Source organism: Labrys sp. E2SS-1L (assembly GCF_057073705.1).
In genome coordinates this window covers 628,649-649,616 of record NZ_CP172713.1, presented here as the reverse complement: position 1 = coordinate 649,616, position 20,968 = coordinate 628,649, and the positions used below count along the sequence as shown (strand labels likewise).

Sequence of the window (20,968 nt, the reverse complement as noted above, 5' to 3'; positions counted from 1 at the left end):
TTTTCTCGCGGAGGAGGCCTGGACTTCAATGTTCCCAAGATTATATAATTATTTTGTATAATTAGGAGGAGATCGTGGAGCTCGGCCAACTCCGGTGTTTCGTCGTGGTGGCAGAGGCGCTGCATTTCGGCCGGGCCGCGCAGAAGCTCGGCATGCTGCCGGCCTCACTGGGCCGGCATATCCGGCTCCTGGAGGAATCGCTGGGTACGCAATTGCTGCTGCGCACAACGCGCAATGTCAGCTTGACCAGCGAGGGGGCGACGCTCCTGCCCCAGGCACGCCAGCTCCTCGCCCAGTCCGACGACATCGTGACCCGTTTCAGGGCGATGGGCGTGAGCCCGGCCAAACCGCTGCGGATCGGCGCAATCGACAGCGCTGCCGCCGGCCTGTTGCCGATGCTGCTCCAGGACCTTCGAGCCGTTCATCCGGAGATGGCAACCCAGCTCATCGAGGACAAGACCATCCGACTCCTGCCCCGCTTGCTGTCCGGAGGCATCGATCTCGCCTTCATCCGGCCCCCGGAGGTGATCGACCCTCACATCAAGACCGTCCGGCTGTTTCACGAGACCGCGGTGGTGGCGATGTCGGTCCAGCACCGCCTGGCGGGGCGGAACCATGTCGCCATCCACGAACTCGAGGACGAGCCACTCATCGTGCCGGAACGGCGATCCCGTCCCCACAGCCACGACCTCACCATCAAGCTGTTCACCGAAGCGGGACTTCAGGCCAGGGTCGCGCAGTTGGCGGATGAGAAGCAGACCATCGTCAATCTCGTGGCAGCCCGGATCGGCATCGCCATCGTGCCGCAATGGACCGCCCGCCTGGCGGTCAGCGGCGTCGCCTTCGTGCCATTGGCCGTCGAACCGGGCACGATGATCAACAAGCTGCCGCTTTCGATCGCCTGGCTCAAGGGCGCGCGCGATCCGGACCGGGACAGGGTCCTGGAGGTCTTGAACCGGAACCTAGCCCGATATGAGGAATCGGCCTGAGGCTTCCTACAATTTGATGGAACCATCAAGAATGGCCGCGGCGTATCGGAAAAGGCGCTGAAGCTGCGGAACGCATGGCCCGGGTATTTTTCCAAGGGGCGCAAGCCGTCCTAGCTCGCCCACAAAGCAGGAGCGTAGGTCGCGATATAGTTCCACAGGCGATTGGCGACGGGACCGTGCGGGCGATCGCGTCGCCGCGCAGCGACCAGGTCGGTTTCGACCCCCGGAAAGGCGCTTCCGGCAATGGAAAGAAGGCGTCCATCGCGCAATTCCTGCTCGATCATGAAGCGCGGCAGGTGTCCCCAGGCCATGCCACGGATGATGACCTCCTTCTTCATCGCGTGGTCGGCGACCGTGCATTGCGGCGCGCCTTCCATGACGTAGAAGTTCATCTTCGCCGCCGCCCGAGCAGTATCGCGGATGATGCATTGGGTGAGGCCGCGCATTTGATCGGGCGAGATCCGGCGTGTAGGCGCGAACGGCAAAAACCCCGGGGCAACCACCGGCACGAATGATACCGGGCCCAGATCGATCCATTCCAGGCGCGGATCACCTTTCTCGATCCAATGCAGGATCAAATCGGCCTCGTCCTCCAAAAGCCGTTCCGCCGGGCCACCGATCGTCTCGAAATGCAGATCCAGCCGTGTCTGCGGACATTGCGAGAAGAAGCCGCCCAGCAGTTGCAGGCCTTCATGCAGGGGGCAGGTGTCGCCGAGTATGACACGCAGATGCGTCTCCTCGCCCATGGCGAGTTGGCGGGCATGCACACGCAGTGCCTCCATCTCGCCGAGCAGGGACCGGGCCTTGCGATGGAACGAGCGGCCTGCCTCGGTCAGGGAGACGCGATAGCCGCTGCGGTCGAGCAGCAGGACGCCGAGATTGGCCTCAAGCTTGGCAATCGCCGCAAATATCGCCGCATGCGAGCGATTGAGCGCGACGGCCGCAGCCTGAAAGCCGCCTTCGCGGACCACCGCATCGAAGCACTGGATTTCCTGAAGCGTGAACGCATACATTGTCATTTTTTATTACAATGATTGTAATATCTTTTCAATTTTTATCGAAATTGCCTGGCCCTAATTTCGGAACACCCCATCGAGGAGGGCGGATTTCGCCTCCCTGGGCCCGGCAGTGACGCCGGAAAGAACAGGCATGAAAGGTTCACGCTATGACCAACGCCACCGCCCGCCTGCCTATGCAGGATCGCGAACAGCCGGCAGCCCCGTCGTTCTTCACCACCGGGGACGGCGTCAGGATCGCCTACACGACCGACGGCCCGGAAGACCGCCCGGCGCTCATCCTGTCCAATTCCATCGGCACGACCCTGCACATGTGGGATCTGCAGATCCCGCCATTGTCGCAGTATTTCCGGGTCATCTGCTATGATTTCCGCGGTCACGGTGCCTCGGACGTCCCGCCCGGCGCCTATTCCGATGGCCGGCTCGGCCGCGACGTGCTGGAACTGATGGATTGGCTCGGGATCGAGCGCGCGCATTTCCTCGGCCTGTCTCTGGGCGGCTTCGTCGGCCAGTGGCTCGCCATTCATGCCCCGGAGCGCATCGAGCGCCTGATCCTGAGCAACACGGCCGCCCAGCTCGGCCCTGCAGCCTATTTCGACAAGGCCATCGCCGCGGTGCTGGCCGCGCCGGATATGGCGGAGACGGCGGAAACCTTCCTCGGCAACTGGTTTCCGAAGGCCATGATCGCAGCGAATGGGCAAGCCATCCGAACCTTCCGGGAGATGCTGCTGAACACGTCGCGCCAGGGTCTGGCCGGCAACTGGGCAGCCGTACGCGACGCCGACCTGCGCCGCACCATTGCCCTGATCGCCGCCCCCACTCTGGTCATCGCCGGCGAGTTCGACACGGTCACATCCCTCGGCAAGAGCGAGGAGATAGCCGCCACCATTCCCGGGGCTCGGCTGAAGGTGCTGCCCGCCGTCCACCTCAGCAATATCGAGTTTCCGCAGGAATTCGTGGCGGAGGTGCTGTCGTTCCTGCAGGTGGATCCGAGTTGATGGCAATCGCCGTCGCATACATTGTGGCCACGTCCCTCGTACGGGGCGTGACCGTAAGCAGCGTAGAGCGGGGTGCAGACAGCGATTGGGAGCCGGACCTCAAACGCGCTCAAGCGCGATGGCAATGCCCTGCCCCACCCCGATGCACATGGTCGAGAGCGAGCGCCTGCCGCCCTTGCCGGCCAGTTCCAGTGCCGCCGTACCGGTGATGCGCGCGCCGGACATGCCGAGCGGATGGCCAAGCGCGATGGCACCGCCATTCGGGTTCACGCGCGGATCGTCATCGGCAATGCCGAGCTGGCGCAGGGTGGCAAGTCCTTGCGATGCAAAGGCTTCGTTCAGTTCGATCACATCGAAATCGCCCTGCGCCAACCCCAGTCGCGCCATCAGCTTTTGCGACGCGGGCGCCGGGCCGATGCCCATGATCCGCGGCGGCACGCCGGCCATCGCACCGCCGAGGACGCGGGCGATCGGCGTCAGGCCATGAGCCTGGGCTGCCGCTTCCGAGGCCAGGATCAGGGCGGCGGCGCCATCATTCACCCCCGAGGCGTTGCCCGCCGTGACCGAGCCTCCCTCGAACAGCGGCTTGAGCCTGGCGAGCGCCTCGGCCGTGGTGGCGCGGGGATGTTCGTCGCGCTCCACCATCACGGGATCGCCCTTGCGCTGCGGGATGGTGACCGGCACGATTTCCCGTGCCAACCGTCCGTTGGCCTGCGCGGCCGCCGCCTTTTGCTGCGAGGCCAGCGCCATGGCGTCCTGCGCTTCGCGGGTCACGCCGAAATCATCCGCGACGTTCTGTCCGGTCTGCGGCATGGAGTCCGTGCCATAGGCCTTGTGCATCGCCGGATTGACGAAGCGCCAGCCGATGGTGGTGTCGTGGATCTCGGCATGACGCGAAAAGGCACTCTCTGCTTTGGGCATCACGAAGGGCGCGCGCGACATGGATTCCACGCCGCCGGCGATCATCAGGCCGGCCTCGCCGGCCTTGATGGCGCGGGCTGCGGCGAGGACCGCATCCATGCCCGAGCCGCACAACCGGTTGATGGTGGTGCCGGGAACGCCCACCGGAAGCCCCGCCAGCAGGAGCGACATGCGGGCGACGTTGCGATTGTCTTCTCCCGCCTGGTTGGCGCAGCCGAAGATCACGTCGTCGACATCCTGCCAGTCCACGCCGGCATTGCGCGCCATCAGCGCCTTCAGCGGCACGGCGCCGAGGTCGTCGGCCCGAACCGGCGCCAGCGCACCGCCGAAACGGCCGATCGGCGTGCGGATATAGTCGCAGATGAAAACCTCGGTCATGTCACAACTCCGGAACGACGAGATCGGCAACCGGACCGGGAACATGGAGCTTTGCTCCCGTCACGGCCTGCAATTCGTCGATGGAAAGGGAGGGCAATTTCTCTCGCAGCACGAACCGACCGCCTTCGATGTCGACGACGGCGAGGCTGGTATAGACCCGGGTGACGCAGCCCACCCCGGTCAGCGGCAGGGTGCAGCGCTCGAGCAGCTTGGGCTGGCCGTCCTTGGTCACGTGATCGGTGATGACGGCCACGCGCTTGGCGCCGTGCACAAGGTCCATGGCACCGCCGACGGCGGGCACGCCCTTCGGGCCGGTGGACCAGTTGGCGAGATCACCCGTCTGGGCGACCTGATAGGCGCCGAGGATCGCCACATCGAGATGGCCGCCGCGCACCATGGCGAAGCTGTCGGCATGATGGAAGAAGGCGGCACCGGGCTTCAGCGTCACCGCCTTCTTGCCCGCATTGATCATGTCCCAGTCTTCCTCGCCCTGCGCCGGGCTCTCGCCAAAATTCAGGATGCCGTTCTCGGTGTGGAAGATCGCCTCGCGCCCGGCGGGCTGATACTGGGCCACCTTCTCGGGCAGGCCGATGCCGAGATTGACATAGGCGCCGTCAGCGATGTCCTGCGCGGCGCGCCATGCAATCTGGTTGCTCGACAATCTGCTCATCTCAGGCCTCCAGCGGATAGGCGGCATTGGCGCGATTCAGGTCTTCTTCCTGATGCGGATGCGGCACTTCGACGATCTTCTGGACGAAGATGCCGGGGGTCACGACGGCCTCCGGATCGATCTCGCCCGCAGCTACGATCCGGCTGGCCTGTACGATGGTCACGGCAGAGGCCATACACATCAGCGGGTTGAAGTTCCGTGCCGCCATCCGATAGGTCAAATTGCCATAGGGATCGGCGAGTTCGGCCTTCACCAGCGCGACATCGGCTTTGAGCCAGCGCTCGCGCACATAGGAGCGCCCCTCGAACTCCTCAACCGGCTTGCCCGCCGCCAGATCGGTGCCGAAGCTGGTCGGCGTATAGAAAGCGGGGATGCCCGCACCGCCGGCGCGGATGCGTTCGGCCAAAGTGCCCTGCGGCACCAGTTCCAGCTCGATCTTGCCGGCAAGGTAGAGGTCGGTGAACACCACCGGGTCGGCCGAGCGTGGGAAGGAGCAGATCAGCTTGCGCACCATGCCCGCTTCGATCAGGGCGGCAAGGCCGACATGCCCGTTGCCGGCATTGTTGTTCACCACCGTCAGGTCCCTGGGGTGCCCCGTGGCCCGATAGCGGTCGATCAGGGCGTGGATCAGCTCGATCGGCGAACCAGCGCCGCCAAAGCCTCCGATCATCACCGTCATTCCGTCCTCGATCTTAGCTACGGCGCTGGCGAGGTTCGCGACTGTCTTGTCCATCTCCATCCATCCATGGTCCGAACGCGGTCTCGAGGCGCAGAATTAAGCGCGATGGTGCATTCCGTAAATCCAATTTGTGCGATATGATGATATTTGTTTACATATCGCACAAGGAACTCCGATGGCCATCAGTGAGCGCGACATCATGGGCGGCCTGGCCAAGGGATTGGCGGTGATCGAGACCTTCACCGCCGAACGCCCGCGCCAGTCCATCTCCGAAGTCTCGGCCGCCTCGGGGCTGGACCGGGCGACGGCGCGGCGCTGCCTGCTGACGCTCGCCCACCAAGGCTATGCCGACTATGACGGCAAGTTCTTCACCCTGACGCCGCGCATCCTGCGGCTCGGCACGGCCTGCCTGGCGACCATGCCCTTGCCGCAGATCGTGCAGCCGATGCTGGACAGGCTATCGGAGGAGATCGGCGAAAGCTCGTCGGTTTCCATTCTCGATGGCAGCGAGATCGTTTATGTCGCCCGTGCCGCGCAGAAGAAGGTGATGTCGGTGGTATTGATGCCGGGCTCGCGTCTGCCGGCCTATTGCACTTCTATGGGTCGGGTACTGCTGGCCGGACTGCCCGAACCGGAAGCCCGCGCCATTCTGGGTACCAACAGGCTGCCGGCCCGCACGTCGCGCACCCTGACCGATCCCGAGGCGGTCATCGCCGAACTGGTACGCGTCAGGGCCCAGGGCTATGCCGCCATCGACCAGGAGGTCGAGGAAGGCTTGCGCTCGGTCGCGGTGCCGCTCCTCAATGCCCGCGGCCGCGTGATCGCGGCGCTGAACACCGGCCTGCCGGCGTCCGGCCCGGTGGCGGATCTGACCGGACGCTATCTGCCGGCCCTGCTGGGCGTGCAGGCGCAACTGAAGCCGATCCTGCGATAGAAGCCGCCGGCGCGCTCAGATCTCGAGCAAGGCGTATGGTCGTCCCGTCGGCTTTTCGATATGGGCCGCCACATTGTAGACGGGCGCACCGCGCGACGTCTTGCCCTGATAGGCCCCGCGATGGGCATGGCCGTGAACGACCGCGCTGACCTCGAAGCGATCGATGGTTTCGGCCAGCCGCGAAGACCCCAGGAAGGGATAGATTTCGAGCGGCTCGCCCTGCACCGTCTCGACGATCGGCGCGTAGTGCAGCACCACCACCGCCCGATCGGCGCGGACCTGCCGCATGGCATTTTCCAGGCGCATCGCCTGATCGATGCCCTCGGCCACCATGGCCTTGATGGCGGGTTCGCCGAACGAACTCAACATGAAGCGGCCGAAGCCACCTGCAAATCCCTTCACGCCGACGAAGCCGACTCCCTCGATCTCGACATGCTGGCCATCGAGCAGGTGTACCTTCGCTGCCTCCAGGATCGCAGCCAGCTTGTCCGCTTCGCCTGCCTCATAGTCGTGATTGCCCAGCACGGCGACCACCGGAATGCTGCAGGCGGCGAGGTCTGCGGCAAGATGTTCGGCCTGTTTCGGCTTGCCGAGATCGGTGAGATCCCCGGCCAGCACCAGCACATCCGCCGCCTCGGAAATCTCCTTGAAGAGATCGCGATAGGAGTCTGCCGGCGTGTCCTTGACATGCAGGTCGGCCAGGGCCGCCACCGTGATGGTCCTTGGCTGGTCATTCATCGCTTCTGCGTCCCTTGGAAGAGCGGCGGTCCCCCTCCCCCCCGACATCGGCAAATCCCCATTCCTTGACGTCGATCTCGAAGTCTATGCGTGAATACATGCGGCCCCGGCAGATCTTCATCTGTGGCGGCGGCAATTGCCGCTGTGCGCCAAGCCGGTCGAGCAACTCCGTCAGCAGCCAGGCCGGGACGACGTCGCGCTCGGACGGATAGATCCAGCGGAAATTGAGCAGATGCATCAGGAGCACCTCCCAATGCACTTCCATATGCGCGAGCAGGCGCTGCCAGTCGATCTGCGCATGCGTCTTGAGGATGAGATGGACCACGTCGGCCCCATCATAGCGATGACGCATCTGCACGAAACATTTGGACCAGATGAGGTCGGTCGGTCCGACGATGCCGACCTTGCAGTCGTAAAGATGGATCTTGCGCCCCTGTTCGAACCAGTCGTCTCCCACCGGCATCGTGCCGTTGGGCGAGGCAAAAATGACGTCGAAGAACTTCTTGCCCTTGAAAACCTTGCCGAGCCAGCGATCGTCCTCGATCTCGACGGCGTAGTTCTCGGCCTGGAAATAGGCGAGCAGGCGCTGGGCATCGCCCGCCTTGCAGAAGATATCCAGATCCTTGGTCAGGCGGGTGATGCCGGTATAGGCGCTGACGGCAAAGGTGCCGGCCACCAGAAACGGCACATCGCAGGCGCACAGGTCCTGGATGGCCTGTTGTACGAAGCCCTCCGCTTCATCGTCGTGCAGCAAGGGCTCGGCCATGGCCTGCATTAGATGCGGCTGCTTTACCTTGGCTGCCTGTTTCTTGCCGCTTGTCGCCATCCCCACCGCCCTTGCCTGCCGTGACAGGTAGATCGTCCCTGTTGGAACCGATGTTGAGGAACTTGGTTCCGAAGCTGTTCGTCTCACGGGCGCTCGGTGACGTAACAACCTTGGCCGTGACGGGGACTTCGGAAAGGCTCATGACCTCGGCCGCAGCCGGTCCATGCTGTTGCGGGTGAGCGCTACCCCCGGCGCGATGCTGCTGCGGTGGATCGAGGAATAGCCCATGCGAAAGAAGCGGCAGGGACCCTCGTTTCTGGCAAAGAAGGGCGAGCCCGCTTCGATCAGCACGCCATCCTCCTTGAGGTCCGCCATCAGCAGGTCGGCATCCAGGCCGTCGGGACCCGCGATCCAGAAGGAGCTGCCGCCGAAGGCAGCGGAACCGGCAATCATCAGGCCCTGCTCCCTGAGTGCCTCCGCCATCACGATGTGGCGCCCGTGATAGGCGCCGCGCATGCGGTGGACGAGGGCATCGTAATGTCCGAGGCCGAGAAAATAGGCGACGGTGCGCTGCAGATGGCCGGCCGGATGGCGCAGCATGAGGGCGCGCAAGGCCCGTGCCTCCCGGATGAATGCCGCCGGCGCAACCAGATAGCCGAGGCGCAGGCCCGGAAACAGGGATTTGGAGAAACTGCCGACATAGAGGACCCGTCCGCTGCGATCGAAGGCCTTGAGCGCCGGCGAAGGCGGGGCCAGGAAGCTCATCTCGAACTCGTAATCGTCCTCGACGATCATGAAATCCTTCCGGGCTGCCGCCTCCAGCAGGGCGACACGCCGTTCGACAGGCATGGTCGCCCCTGTCGGACAATGATGGCTCGGCGTCACGAAGACGGCGTCGACCTGCTCGGGCAGCGCGTCGGGCGGCAGCCCCTCCTCGTCGACGTCGATGGCGGTGACGTCGGCCCCGCTCAACTGCAGGGAGGCGCTCATGTCGGGATGGCATGGATTTTCGCACACCGCCCGTGAACCTCGGCCCAGCAGGAGCTGAATGACGATCCACAAGGCGTTCTGGGCACCGACGGTCACCAGGATCTCGTCCGGCGCAGCGCGAATACCGCGGCTGGGCAGTGTGCGCGAGCAGATGTAGTCGACGAGCCGTGCGTCGTCGGCGGCGGCGAAATCGCCCGCCATCAGCTCGAAATCCTCGCGGGCCAGGGCACGCCGCGCGCAGTCGCGCCAGGCATTGAGATCGAACAGGGAGCTGTCCATCTGGCCATACAGGAAGGGATAGGGATAGCGCCGCCAGTCAAGCGGCTTGCGGATCTGCTTGGCGACGATGAAGCTCGCGCGCAATTTGGCGCTCCAGTCGATCCGCTCCGTCTCGATCGAAGGCGCAGCGATCTCCAGCGTGTTGAAGGGTGGGTTGTCGGCGATGCGATAGGCGCTGCGGCTCGAGGCCTGGATATAGCCCTGCGATGCCAGCTCCTGATAGGCCAGCGTCACCGTGATCCGGGAAATGGTGAGATAGGCGGCGAGCTTGCGCGTCGACGGCAGATGCAGGCCCGGGCGCAGGCGTCCCGCCAGGATGGAGGAGACCACGGTCTCCCGGATCTGGGCCTGGAGCCCGATCCGGCTCGCCTTGTCGACGAAGAAGATCGTCTCCGAAACCGTCGTCTGGCTCATCCTTCCCATCCCTGGCGCGTTTTCCTGGCGCGGCGATGGCGTGCGGGCGCGCCTTGCTCCGGCAAACTGGACTCATTCAACTTGCCAACTGGCTCTAAGGCAACAGGCCGGCGTGATTTATCCCTTAAGCCAATAAGACCGGGTCTGATGGCACCGGTGAAAATCCGGCGAAAACAGCCGGTGGCGCCGGGACCCCCGGTTGCCGCAAGCCAAAGGGGAATGATCATGCAACTGATCAAGCGTATGGCCGGCGCCATGACGGTGGCCGCCGGTCTCTTCAGTGCCGCCTTCGCCCATGCCGAAACCAATCTCGTGGTGGGCTACCAGCAGATCGTCGGCCCGTTCGTGACGGCGATCGCCGACGGCCGCTTCGACGCCGCCGCCAAGGAGGCCGGCTACAAGATCGACTGGCGCCAGTTCAGCTCGGCCGGCGACATCACCACCGCGCTGGCCTCGGGCGACGTGCCGATCGGCGTCATCGGCTCCACCGGCACCGCCGCTGCCGCCACCCGTGGGGTCGACCTGCAACTCTTCTGGATCCTCGACAATATCGGCAAGTCCGAAGCGCTGGTGGCGCGCGAGGGTTCCGGCATCACCAAGCCGGAGGACCTGAAGGGCAAGAAGGTCGCCGTCCCCTTCGTCTCGACCTCCCACTTCCATCTTCTGGTCGGTATGAAGCAGGTCTGGAAGCTCGACCCGCGCGAGGTCAACATCCTCAATCTCAAGCCGCCGCAGATCGTGGCCGCCTGGCAGCGCGGCGACATCGATGCCGCCTATGTCTGGCCGCCCGCTTTGTCGGAAATCCTGAAATCGGGCAAGGTGATCGCCGATTCCGAGGGCATAGGCGCCGCCAGCGTACCAACCTTCGACGGCCTCGTGGTCTCAAAGGGCTGGGCGGAGGAAAATCCCAAACTCATGGCAGCCTTCACCAAGGTCCTGGCGCAGGCCTATGCCGACTACAACGCCAACAAGGCGGCGTGGACCGCTGACTCCCCGCAGGTCCGCGGCATCGTCAAGCTGATCGGAGGCGATGGCCCCAGCACTGTCGAGGCCCTGAAGCTGCTCTCCTTCCCCAATGCAGCCGAACAGGCTTCGGATAGCTGGCTCGGCGGCGGCGCGGTGCGCGCCCTCAATGCGAGCGCAAAGTTCCTGGTCGAGCAGAAACAGATCAGCAAGTCGCTCGACGACTACGCGCCCTATGTGAACGCGAGCTTTGCCCGGAGCGCGGCCAAATAGAGCGCCCCGATCGCGCACACCGTCGATCGCCCGTGCAACCCTTGCTCCGGGCGGCCGACAGCACATCCAACGTGCCCCGTGACCAAGCTGCCGGGAGGCATTCGTTATGGAAACGCTTAGTGTCAAGAACGTCAGCCTGACATATCCAGGCCTCTATTCGGACCAGGCCGTCATAGCCCTCAAGGGCGTCAATCTCAGCATCAACAGCGGGGATTTCGTCGTTGCCCTCGGTGCATCGGGGTGCGGCAAGACCACATTGCTCAACATCATGGCCGGTTTCATGGCGCCGTCCGATGGCGAGATCTCACTCGGGAACAATCGGATCAGCGGTCCGGGCGCCGACCGGGGCGTGGTGTTCCAGAAACATGCGCTGCTGCCCTGGCTCAACGTGATCGACAACACCGAGTTCGGCCTCAAGCTGCGCGGCGTCGACAAGACCAGGCGGCGGGAGCTCGCCACCAAGAACCTGGCCCTGGTCGGCCTGCAGGACTTCCATCGCCACATGATCTACCACCTGTCGGGCGGCATGCAGCAGCGCGTGGGCATCGCCAGAGCCCTGACTTGCGACCCGGCCATGCTCCTGATGGACGAACCGATGGCGGCGTTGGACGCGCTGACCCGCGAGACCATCCAGGAACTGCTGCTCAAGGTCTGGCAGCTCACCAACAAGATGTTCTTCTTCATCACCCACAGCGTCGAGGAAGCGCTGTTCCTGGGGTCGCGGCTGATCGTGATGTCGCCGCGCCCCGGCCGCATCACCCACACCTACGAACTCGATTTCAATCGCCAGTTCCTCGCGGAGGGTAACGCCCGTGCCATCAAGTCCAGCCCCCAGTTCATCAGGATGCGTGAAGAAGTACTCGGCATCATCTATGGCGACGAGCGCGCCAATCCGGAGGCAGCCCATGCTTGAGGGTGTCCTGAAGGCGCGGCCCGTCCAGCCCGGCAAGATCTTCGGTGCCCCCGGCGACGGCAGCAGCGGCCTGATCAGCCTGGCCACCGCCATCGTCCTGATCGCCCTGTGGTTCCTCGTCACGGAAACCGGCTGGGTCAAGCCCCTATTCCTGCCATCCCCCCTGGCCGTCTGGGACAAGTTCGTACTGGCGCTCACCGACGGCGTCTCCAACTCGACCCTCGCCGAACACACCATGGCCAGTCTCGGCCGCGTCGTCGGTGCCTTCCTGCTCGCCCTGGTTACCGCCGTGCCGATCGGCATCCTGATGGGTGTCAACCGCTTCGTACGCGGCCTGTTCGATCCGATCATCGAGTTCTACCGGCCACTGCCGCCACTCGCCTATCTGCCGCTGATCATCATCTGGCTCGGCATCGGCGAGTTCCCGAAAGTATTCCTGATCTATCTGGCAATCTTCGCACCGATGGCCATCGCGGCCCGGGCCGGCGTGCGCTCGGTCTCGACCGAACAGATCCATGCCGCCTATGCGATGGGGGGTACCCGCAGCCAGGTCATCAGCCAGGTCATTCTGAAGGCCGCCCTTCCGGAGATCTTCACCGGCATGCGCATCGGCATCGGCGTCGGCTGGACCACGCTCGTCGCGGCCGAAATGGTCGCCGCGAACCGAGGCCTCGGCTTCATGGTGCTCAACGCGGCCGAGAATCTGGAAAGCGACACGGTGATCATGGGCATCTTCATCATCGGCATCTTCGCTTTCGCCTTCGACCTTTTGATCCGCCACCTGGAAAAGGCGCTCATCCCCTGGAAGGGCAAGATCTGACGGCCGCGCAACCGTACTTGAGGGTGCCCACCCTGGGCTGATCGCCCGACGCCGGCGCCGCACCGGACCAACTTGAAAACAAGACCAACGGGCCGCCCAGCCGGCTCACGGCGAAGCTTTGCCCGAAGGGTCGCCGCGAAAATACGAGGAAACTGAAATGTCGATGACCGCAGCCGATCTTGCCCGCCTCTTCGATGCCTTCAACCGGCACGACATCGACGGCGTCATGGCCTTCTTCGCCCCGGACTGCGTGTTCGACGCCGTCGGCGGGCCGGAAGTCTACGGCACCCGCTTTTCCGGCGGCCAGGCCATCGCCGATGCCTTCAGCGCTGTGTGGCAGGCGATGCCCGATGCGCGCTGGGCCCATCACAGCCATTTCGTCCATGACGACCGGGCGGTTTCGGAATGGGTCTTCTCCGGCACCCAGGCCGACGGCAGCCGCATCGAGGCGGAGGGTTGCGACCTCTTCACCCTCGCCGACGGCAAGATCATCCGCAAACAGGCCTTCCGCAAGAACCGGCCGCCGCAGGCTGCGCAGGGCTGAGCTCAGCGCGGGAGGACAATCCGATGGACCAGCTGCTTGCCAGGACGACGGCGCCAAGACAGCCCTTCGATCCGGCCTATGATCCGATCCATGCCCCCGATCCGGGCACCGGCAAGGACTATGCGCCGACCTACTGGATCGGCACGGCGGGCACGCCGCCCGCCGACGATGGCCCCGTGACCAGAGACCTCGATGTCGATGTCGCCATCATCGGCTCGGGCTATACGGGTCTGTCCTGCGCCATCCATCTTGCCAGGGAACATGGCATCAAGGCGACGGTACTGGAAGCCAACGGCGTCGCCTGGGGCTGCTCGACTCGCAATGGCGGCCAGGCGCAGATCTCATCGGGCCGATTGAAGCGCTCGCAATGGATCGAGCGCTGGGGGATGGATGTCGCCAAAAAGCTCCATGGCGAGATCGCCGATGCCTTCGAGCTGTTCCGAGAACTGATCCGCTCGCCGGAGATCGACTGCGAGCCCCAGGATGGCGGCCATCTCTACATCGCCCATCGCGAGAAGATGATGCCGGCGCTGGAGAAGGAAACGCAGCTGCTGAACGAGGTGTTCGGCTACCGTGCCCGCATGGTCGGACGCGACGAGATCCACAGCGATTTCGTGCGCGACGCCGAGGCCAAGGGCGCCATGTACGAGCCCGACGGCATCGGCATCCATGCCGCCAAGCTCGCCTTCGGCTATCTGAAGCTGGCACGCAAGCTCGGAGCCAGGGTGCATGTCTCGAGCCCCGTGCTCGGCTGCGAACTCAAGGGCGGCGTCCATCATCTGAGGACGCCGGGGGGAACCGTGCACGCCCGCGCCGTCTGCATCGCCACGGCCGGCTACACCTCGCCCGGGTTGCATCCCCTGACCCGGCACCGGCTGATGCCGATCCTGTCCAACTCGGTCGTCACCCGCTCGCTCACGCAGGAAGAGCGAGAAGCGCTGAATTTCAGGACCCACATCCCGCTGACCGATACGCGCACCTTGCGCCATTATTATCGCCTGCTGCCGGATGGCCGCCTGCAGATCGGCAGCCGCAGCGCCATCACCGGCGGCGATGCGGCCAATCCCAAGCATCTCAACCTGCTGGTCGAAGGGCTCTACCGGAAGTTCCCGATCCTGCGCGGCATCGAGATCGACTATTCCTGGTGGGGCTGGGTCGATGTCAGCCACGACATGATGCCGCGCATCTTCCGCCCCGACCCGGCCCAGCCGCTGTTCTACGCCATGGGCTATGGCGGCAACGGCGTCATGTACTCGGCGCAGGCCGGCCGCCGCATGGCCCAGATGGTCGCCGGCAAGGGCGGCGGCCTCGATTTGCCGATCTTCACCTCGCCGCTGCCGAGCCACGGGCTGCTGACGCCGTTCAGGCGCCTGGGACAGTGGGGCATGTACCGCTGGTACTACCTCAAGGATGAGATTTTCTAGAGCGCCTGCCGATCAAATTGGTTTTGAAAACCAATGTATCTATTTGAAATAGAAAATGAAAATTAAAACACCCTCTCAGCATCGAATGGCCCCTTCGAAAGGAACCAAGCCATGAAAATGACCACGGAAGAAGCCTTCGTCAAAGTCCTCCAGATGCACGGCATCGAGCATGCCTTTGGCATCATCGGCTCGGCCATGATGCCGGTGTCGGACCTCTTTCCCAAGGCCGGCGTCAAGTTCTGGGACTGCGCTCACGAGACCAATGCCGGCATGATGGCCGACGGCTTCAGTCGCGCCACCGGCACCATGGCCATGGCGATCGGCCAGAACGGACCGGGTGTTACCGGCTTCATCACCGCCATGAAGACGGCCTATTGGAACCACACCCCGCTCCTGATGGTCACCCCCCAGGCGGCCAACAAGACCATCGGCCAGGGCGGCTTCCAGGAAGTCGACCAGATGGCGATGTTCGAGGAGATGGTGTGCTATCAGGAAGAGGTGCGCGATCCCTCGCGCATTCCCGAAGTGCTGAACCGGGTGATCGAGAAGGCCTGGCGCGGCTGCGCTCCGGCGCAGATCAATGTTCCCCGCGACTTCTGGACCCAGGTGATCGATGTCGATTTGCCGGCGATCGTCCGCTTCGAACGCCCGGCCGGCGGGCCGCAGGCGATCGCCCAGGCCGCCAAGCTCCTGTCCGAGGCGAAATTCCCGGTGATCCTCAACGGCGCCGGCGTCGTCATCGGCAATGCCATCGGCGAGTCCATGGCGCTGGCCGAACGGCTCGATGCGCCGGTGTGCTGCGGCTATCAGCACAACGACGCCTTCCCAGGCAGCCATCGCCTCGCCGTCGGGCCGCTCGGCTATAACGGCTCCAAGGCCGCGATGGAACTGATCGCCAAGGCCGACGTGGTGCTGGCGCTCGGCACCCGCCTCAACCCGTTCTCGACCCTGCCGGGCTACGGCATCGACTATTGGCCGAAACAGGCTGCGATCATCCAGGTCGACATCAATGCCGACCGCATCGGCCTCACCAAGAAGGTCACCGTCGGCATTTGCGGCGACGCCAGGCAGGTGGCGGGCCAGATTCTGGCGCAATTGTCGCCGGCGGCCGGCGATACGGGCCGCAAGGAGCGCGTGGCCACCATCCACCAGACCCGTTCGGCCTGGCTGCAGCAGCTCTCCTCGATGGACCATGAAGACGACGATCCGGGCACGGAATGGAACGACGGTGCCCGCCGGCGCGAGCCCAACCGCATGTCGCCGCGCCAGGCCTGGCGCGCCATCCAGGCCGCGCTGCCGAAGGAGGCGATCATCTCCACCGACATCGGCAACAATTGCGCGATCGGCAATGCCTATCCGAGCTTCGAGCAGGGTCGCAAATATCTGGCGCCCGGCATGTTCGGTCCCTGCGGCTACGGTTTCCCCTCCATCGTCGGCGCCAAGATCGGCTGTCCCAACACGCCGGTGGTGGGCTTTGCCGGCGACGGCGCCTTCGGCATCTCGATGAACGAGATGGGGGCGATCGGCCGCGAGGACTGGCCGGCCATCACCATGGTGATCTTCCGCAACTACCAATGGGGCGCGGAAAAGCGCAACACCACGCTGTGGTACGCCAACAATTTCGTCGGCACCGAGCTCAACCCCAATCTCAGCTACGCCAAGGTGGCCGAGGGTTGCGGGCTCAAGGGCGTCAGCGTCGACACGCCGGCCGGCCTGACCGAGGCTCTCGCCAGGGCGCTCGACGATCAGGCCAGGGGCGTAACCACCTTCGTCGAGGTCGTGCTCAACCAGGAGCTGGGCGAACCCTTCCGGCGCGACGCCATGAAGAAGCCCGTGCCGGTCGCCGGCATCGACCGCGCCGACATGCGGCCTCAGCAGCGCGCCTGACCGACTGCGGCCTGCCCCGAACCGGGCAGGCCCTTCGCGCCGCATGCCAGCTTCCCGACCACAGGACACGCGCCCATGACGACCTCAGCCGTAACGCCCAGCCGGTTCGGAGGGCTTCCCTCGGCGGCAGTCCGCTATTGGCCGGGCGTGGCGGTGACCGGTGCCACCGCCATCGCCGCCCAATTCCTGTCCGACCATTACGGCGCGCCGGCCATGCTGATGGCGCTGCTGCTCGGCATCGCCCTGCATTTCCTGTCGGAGGAAGGGCGCTGCGTTCCCGGCATCGACCTGTGCGCCAGGAAGGTGCTTCGCCTCGGCGTGGCCTTGCTGGGCATGCGCATCAGCGTCGACCTGCTGATCGGGCTCGGCGCCGGCACCATCCTCCTCTTGGTCGCGGCCATCGCGGCCACCATCGGCTTTGGCCTGCTGGCCGCCAAGGTGCTCGGCCGGGGCTGGCGGCTGGCGCTGATAACCAGCGGCTCGGTGGCGATCTGCGGTGCCTCTGCCGCCATGGCCATTGCGGCCGTGCTGCCCAAGAACGAGTTCTCCGAGCGCAATCTGATCTTCACGGTGCTCTCGGTCACCGTGCTCAGCACCATCGCCATGATCGTCTATCCGATCCTCGCCCACGCGATCGGGCTTGATGCGCGCGCCACCGGCATCTTCTTCGGCGGCACCATCCACGACGTCGCCCAGGTGGTCGGGGCGGGCTTTTCCGTCTCGCCGGAGGCCGGCGAGGCGGCCACGCTGGTTAAGCTCATCCGCGTGGCCATGCTGGCGCCGGTGGTGCTGGTCTATTCGCTGGCCACCCGCAACATTGCCGGCCCGGACGATGCTGCCGGCCGCCCGCCCCTGCTGCCCGGCTTCGTCATTACCTTCCTCATCCTGGCCGCGATCAATTCGTTCGGCCTGATCCCGCGGGTGGTCGCCGAAGCGGGCGCCGAGGTCTCGCGCTGGGCCCTGCTGGCGGGCATCGTCTCCGTCGGCATGAAGACGGCGCTGCGCCGGGTGCTCGAAGTCGGCGGTGACGCAGTCGCCCTGATCGTCGCCGAGACCGTCTTCCTCGCCCTCTTCATCCTCGCCGGCATGTATCTCCTGGGGCATGTGTCATGAAACCGCTCGACCGCATCATCGCCGCGGCCAAGGCCGCACCCAGGCGCATCGTCCTTGCCGAGGGCGAGGACCCGCGCATCGTCGAGGCGGCCTTGCGGGCCAGCCGGGATGGCATTGCCCAGATCATCCTCGTCGGCAGCGGCGACATCATCAGGCAGCGTCTGCTCGAAGCCGGTGCCGCAAGCGAAGAGATCCGCATCGAGGACCCGGCCACCTCGCCGCTCGCCCCTCGCCTGGCCGCCGCCTATCACCGGCTGCGCCAATCCAAGGGCGTCGACGCGCAGGCGGCGGTCGAGGCGTTGCGCTCGCCTTTGACCTTCGCCGCCATGATGGTGCGCGAGGGCGAGGTCGACGGCACGGTGGGCGGTGCCGTGGCGACCACCGCCGATACCGTGCGCGCGGCGCTGCAATGCATCGGCCGGGCGCCCGGCGCCGCCCTGGTCTCCAGCTTCTTCCTGATGATGCTGTGCCAGCCCTACCACGTGAAGAAGGGCGCCTTCCTGTTTGCCGATTGCGGCCTCGTCATCGATCCCGATGCGGCAGAGCTCGCCGATATCGCGCGGGTGTCCGCCCGCTCCTACCAGGCCCTAGCCGGCGTATCGGCCAAGGTGGCGATGCTGTCCTTCTCCACGATCGGCAGCGCTTCGCACGAACGCGTCTCCAAAGTGGTGGAGGCGACGCGCCTTGCCCATGCCGCCGATCCCGATCTTGCCATCGACGGAGAGCTGCAGTTCGACAGTGCGTTCGTCGAAGCGGTGAGTGCCGCCAAGGCACCGAACTCACCCCTGCACGGCGGCGCCAATGTCTTCATCTTTCCCAATCTCGACGCTTCCAACATCGGCTACAAGATCGCCCAGCGCATCGGCGGGGCGAGCGCCATCGGGCCGATCCTGCAGGGGCTGGCCAAGCCTGCCAACGACCTCTCGCGCGGCTGCAGCGCCGAGGATGCCTATCACATGATCGCGGTCACCACGCTCCAGGCGGCCGACATGCGTCAGCCGACTGCGTCCTTCCTCCATGGCGGTGACGGTGACTCCAAGCCTTGAGGCATGGGACAGGAACAAGGCGGCCGGCCTCGCGTTTTTCCGGTCAAGTCAACGCCCGCATATCTGCGCAAACGACCGCACGACACCACCAACGATAACCCCAGGAAGGTGACCATGATCAGCCGACGCAATGTCCTGAAGCTGGGCGGCTCGACTGCCGCCGCCTTGGCAAGCGGAATGATTTTGCCGCCTCTCGCCCACGCGGAAGAGACGGTCACCCTGCCCTTTGCCAATGGCGAGCGCCCCTTGGTGACATATCCCGGCAAGCGCCCCCTGATCGGGCTGACCGAGCGCCCGCCGCAGCTCGAAACGCCCTTCCAGATCTTCAATGAAGGCATCATCACCCCGAACGACGCCTTCTTCGTGCGCTACCACCTCTCCGACATCCCGCTCGGGATCGATCCCCAGACCTACCGGGTCGAGGTCAAGGGGCTGGTCAGGACGCCGCTTTCCCTGTCGCTGGATGACCTCAAGGCTTTCGAGCCGATCGAAATGGTGGCCGCCCACCAGTGCTCGGGCAACAGCCGCGGCTTCGTCGAACCGCGCGTCGCCGGCGGACAGCTCGCCAACGGCGCCATGGGCAATGCCAGCTGGAAAGGCGTTCCCCTCAGGGCTATTCTCGACAAGGCCGGCGTGCAGCCCGGCGCGGTGCAGGTATCGTTCGGCGGCCTGGACGGTCCGGCCGCGCCCGATACACCCGATTTCGTCAAGGCTCTCGACATCGACCATGCCCGCGACGGCGAGGTGATGCTGGCCTATGCCATGAACGGCGAGGACCTGCCCTGGCTGAACGGCTTCCCGGTTCGCCTGGTCGTACCGGGCTGGTACGGCACCTACTGGCTCAAGCACCTCAACGAGATCACCGTGCTCGACAAGCCGTTCGAGGGCTTCTGGATGAAATCCGCCTACCGCATTCCCGACAATGACTGCGCCTGTACCGAACCCGGCAAGGCGCCGGACAAGACCGTGCCGATCAACCGGTTCAATGTGCGCTCCTTCATCACCAGCGTGCTCGACGGCCAGAAAGTGCCGGCCGGCGCACCCATGAAGCTGCGCGGCTTCGCCTTCGATGGCGGCTCGGGCATCAGGCAGGTTTCCATCTCGACCGACGACGGCGCCACCTGGCTGCCGGCACGCCTCGGCGAGGATCTCGGCAATTATTCCTTCCGGGAGTGGACCACCGATATTCGGCTCGAGCCGGGAGCCCATGTGCTCAAGGTGCGCGCCACCGGCAATGACGGCAAGACCCAGCCCGACAAGCCGCTGTGGAACCCGGCCGGCTACATGCGCAACTGCGTCGAAGCCACCAAGGTCACGGCAGCCTGAGGAGAGCCATGATGAAACGTATCGTCACCGCATCACTGGCAGCCGCCCTCGCTTTGCTGCCTGTCTCCCTGGTCTTCGCCCGGCCGCTGACCTACCAGCTTCCCGACGAGGCTTCCAAATTCAAGGACGGGCCGAACCTCGAAACCGCGCAGAACAATTGTACCGCCTGTCATTCGGCGGACTATATCCGCACGCAGCCGCCGAAGAAGGGACAGGCCTTCTGGGCTGCCGAAGTCAACAAGATGATCAAGACCTACAAGGCGCCGATCGCCGAAGCCGACGTGAAGGCGATCGTCGAATATCTTGACTCAACATACTGACATATCACGATAAAATCATATATGGAGATCGCAGGGCGATCTCCGCCAACGGGTGGCGGCATCGTCAGCCCCGACGAGCCGCCTCGATCGCCGCGACGTCGATCTTGCGCATCGCCATCATCGCTTCGAAGGCGCGTTTGGCTTCCGCGCCACCGGCAGCCAAGGCCTCTGTCAACACCCGCGGCGTGATCTGCCAGGAGATGCCCCATCTGTCCTTGCACCAGCCGCACGCGCTTTCCTGACCGCCATTGCCGACGATGGCATTCCAGTAGCGATCCGTCTCCTCCTGGTCGTCCGTGGCGATCTGGAAGGAAAAGGCTTCGCTGTGCTTGAACGCGGGTCCGCCATTGAGGCCGAGGCAGGGAATGCCGGCAACGGTGAATTCGACCGTCAGCACGTCGCCCTCCTTGCCTGACGGGTAGTCGCCGGGTGCGCGATGGACGGCATGCACCGTGCTGTCGGGAAAGATCTCGGCATAGAAGCGGGCCGCAGCCTCGGCTTCCTTGTCGTACCATACGCAGATCGTGTTCTTGGCGACGGCCATTGCTTGTCCTTTCACTTTCAAGG

General features: G+C 64.8%; 21 protein-coding genes. 13 read left to right on the top strand and 8 right to left on the bottom strand.

What is annotated here, in order from left to right; translation table 11 throughout:
• The first annotated feature begins 74 nt into the window (after positions 1 to 74).
• A complete protein-coding gene (locus ACIGJE_RS28685; RefSeq protein ID WP_311944551.1) occupies positions 75 to 989 on the top strand; it encodes a LysR family transcriptional regulator in 915 nt (304 codons plus the stop codon).
• 110 nt (positions 990 to 1,099) lie between these two features.
• Here the strand turns inward: ACIGJE_RS28685 and ACIGJE_RS28680 are convergent, their stop codons facing one another.
• Positions 1,100 to 2,002 carry a LysR family transcriptional regulator gene (locus ACIGJE_RS28680; protein WP_483681080.1) on the bottom strand — a complete coding sequence of 301 codons (903 nt, stop codon included), beginning with the start codon at positions 2,000 to 2,002 and terminating at the stop codon, positions 1,100 to 1,102.
• Between the two features lie 152 nt (positions 2,003 to 2,154).
• On the opposite strand from ACIGJE_RS28680, the gene ACIGJE_RS28675 reads away from it, so the two are divergent.
• The gene (locus tag ACIGJE_RS28675; RefSeq protein WP_311944548.1) at positions 2,155 to 3,003 is read left to right on the top strand and encodes an alpha/beta fold hydrolase; all 849 of its coding nucleotides are present in this window, start codon (positions 2,155 to 2,157) and stop codon (positions 3,001 to 3,003) included.
• Between the two features lie 99 nt (positions 3,004 to 3,102).
• Here the strand turns inward: ACIGJE_RS28675 and pcaF are convergent, their stop codons facing one another.
• The 3 genes from pcaF to ACIGJE_RS28660 are packed head-to-tail and all read right to left on the bottom strand — an operon-like array spanning position 3,103 to position 5,705.
• Entirely contained in the window at positions 3,103 to 4,302 is a 1,200-nt protein-coding gene (pcaF, locus tag ACIGJE_RS28670) for a 3-oxoadipyl-CoA thiolase (RefSeq protein ID WP_415083475.1), read from the bottom strand.
• 1 nt (position 4,303) lies between these two features.
• Complete coding sequence (locus tag ACIGJE_RS28665) at positions 4,304 to 4,972, bottom strand: 3-oxoacid CoA-transferase subunit B (RefSeq protein ID WP_187829337.1); 669 nt, start codon at positions 4,970 to 4,972, stop codon at positions 4,304 to 4,306.
• 1 nt (position 4,973) lies between these two features.
• Positions 4,974 to 5,705 carry a 3-oxoacid CoA-transferase subunit A gene (locus tag ACIGJE_RS28660; protein WP_367624457.1) on the bottom strand — a complete coding sequence of 244 codons (732 nt, stop codon included), beginning with the start codon at positions 5,703 to 5,705 and terminating at the stop codon, positions 4,974 to 4,976.
• A gap of 121 nt (positions 5,706 to 5,826) precedes the next feature.
• Between ACIGJE_RS28660 and ACIGJE_RS28655 the strand changes: the two genes are divergently transcribed.
• Complete coding sequence (locus ACIGJE_RS28655; protein WP_311944541.1) at positions 5,827 to 6,585, top strand: IclR family transcriptional regulator domain-containing protein; 759 nt, start codon at positions 5,827 to 5,829, stop codon at positions 6,583 to 6,585.
• Positions 6,586 to 6,600: 15 nt separating this feature from the next.
• Here the strand turns inward: ACIGJE_RS28655 and ACIGJE_RS28650 are convergent, their stop codons facing one another.
• The 3 genes from ACIGJE_RS28650 to pdxR form a co-directional block, all read right to left on the bottom strand.
• Positions 6,601 to 7,323 (bottom strand): metallophosphoesterase family protein, encoded by a 723-nt coding sequence (locus ACIGJE_RS28650; protein WP_394312208.1) that lies wholly within the window; start codon positions 7,321 to 7,323, stop codon positions 6,601 to 6,603.
• On the bottom strand, positions 7,316 to 8,149 hold the full coding sequence (locus ACIGJE_RS28645; protein WP_367624459.1) for a nucleotidyltransferase family protein: 834 nt from the start codon (positions 8,147 to 8,149) through the stop codon (positions 7,316 to 7,318). Before ACIGJE_RS28645 ends, ACIGJE_RS28650 begins: the two co-directional genes overlap by 8 nt.
• Positions 8,150 to 8,287: 138 nt before the next feature.
• Positions 8,288 to 9,772: a MocR-like pyridoxine biosynthesis transcription factor PdxR gene (gene pdxR, locus ACIGJE_RS28640; protein WP_483681078.1), complete on the bottom strand. Its 1,485-nt coding sequence runs from the start codon at positions 9,770 to 9,772 to the stop codon at positions 8,288 to 8,290.
• A gap of 225 nt (positions 9,773 to 9,997) precedes the next feature.
• Between pdxR and tauA the strand changes: the two genes are divergently transcribed.
• The 10 genes from tauA to sorB all read left to right on the top strand — a co-directional run bounded on the left by tauA (position 9,998) and on the right by sorB (position 20,401).
• Positions 9,998 to 11,008, top strand: coding sequence for a taurine ABC transporter substrate-binding protein (gene tauA, locus ACIGJE_RS28635; protein WP_483681076.1), 1,011 nt, complete (start codon positions 9,998 to 10,000; stop codon positions 11,006 to 11,008).
• Positions 11,009 to 11,114: 106 nt separating this feature from the next.
• Entirely contained in the window at positions 11,115 to 11,921 is an 807-nt protein-coding gene (locus ACIGJE_RS28630; RefSeq protein WP_367624462.1) for a taurine ABC transporter ATP-binding protein, read from the top strand.
• Positions 11,914 to 12,741 carry an ABC transporter permease subunit gene (locus ACIGJE_RS28625; protein WP_367624463.1) on the top strand — a complete coding sequence of 276 codons (828 nt, stop codon included), beginning with the start codon at positions 11,914 to 11,916 and terminating at the stop codon, positions 12,739 to 12,741. The genes ACIGJE_RS28630 and ACIGJE_RS28625 overlap by 8 nt, the downstream gene beginning before the upstream one ends.
• A 163-nt stretch (positions 12,742 to 12,904) precedes the next feature.
• Positions 12,905 to 13,285 carry a nuclear transport factor 2 family protein gene (locus ACIGJE_RS28620; protein WP_311944567.1) on the top strand — a complete coding sequence of 127 codons (381 nt, stop codon included), beginning with the start codon at positions 12,905 to 12,907 and terminating at the stop codon, positions 13,283 to 13,285.
• Positions 13,286 to 13,308: 23 nt separating this feature from the next.
• Positions 13,309 to 14,709, top strand: coding sequence for an NAD(P)/FAD-dependent oxidoreductase (locus ACIGJE_RS28615; protein ID WP_415086145.1), 1,401 nt, complete (start codon positions 13,309 to 13,311; stop codon positions 14,707 to 14,709).
• A gap of 111 nt (positions 14,710 to 14,820) precedes the next feature.
• On the top strand, positions 14,821 to 16,596 hold the full coding sequence (xsc, locus tag ACIGJE_RS28610) for a sulfoacetaldehyde acetyltransferase (RefSeq protein ID WP_415086147.1): 1,776 nt from the start codon (positions 14,821 to 14,823) through the stop codon (positions 16,594 to 16,596).
• Between the two features lie 75 nt (positions 16,597 to 16,671).
• On the top strand, positions 16,672 to 17,709 hold the full coding sequence (locus ACIGJE_RS28605; RefSeq protein ID WP_415086149.1) for a YeiH family protein: 1,038 nt from the start codon (positions 16,672 to 16,674) through the stop codon (positions 17,707 to 17,709).
• Positions 17,706 to 18,755: a phosphate acetyltransferase gene (gene pta, locus ACIGJE_RS28600; RefSeq protein ID WP_415086151.1), complete on the top strand. Its 1,050-nt coding sequence runs from the start codon at positions 17,706 to 17,708 to the stop codon at positions 18,753 to 18,755. Before ACIGJE_RS28605 ends, pta begins: the two co-directional genes overlap by 4 nt.
• A gap of 114 nt (positions 18,756 to 18,869) precedes the next feature.
• Positions 18,870 to 20,081, top strand: coding sequence for a SorA family sulfite dehydrogenase catalytic subunit (gene sorA, locus ACIGJE_RS28595; RefSeq protein WP_415086153.1), 1,212 nt, complete (start codon positions 18,870 to 18,872; stop codon positions 20,079 to 20,081).
• An 8-nt stretch (positions 20,082 to 20,089) separates the two neighbouring features.
• Positions 20,090 to 20,401: a SorB family sulfite dehydrogenase c-type cytochrome subunit gene (sorB, locus tag ACIGJE_RS28590; RefSeq protein WP_311944528.1), complete on the top strand. Its 312-nt coding sequence runs from the start codon at positions 20,090 to 20,092 to the stop codon at positions 20,399 to 20,401.
• 64 nt (positions 20,402 to 20,465) lie between these two features.
• Here sorB and ACIGJE_RS28585 read toward each other — a convergent pair whose 3' ends face one another.
• The gene (locus ACIGJE_RS28585) at positions 20,466 to 20,945 is read right to left on the bottom strand and encodes a VOC family protein (RefSeq protein WP_415086155.1); all 480 of its coding nucleotides are present in this window, start codon (positions 20,943 to 20,945) and stop codon (positions 20,466 to 20,468) included.
• Positions 20,946 to 20,968 lie beyond the last annotated feature (23 nt).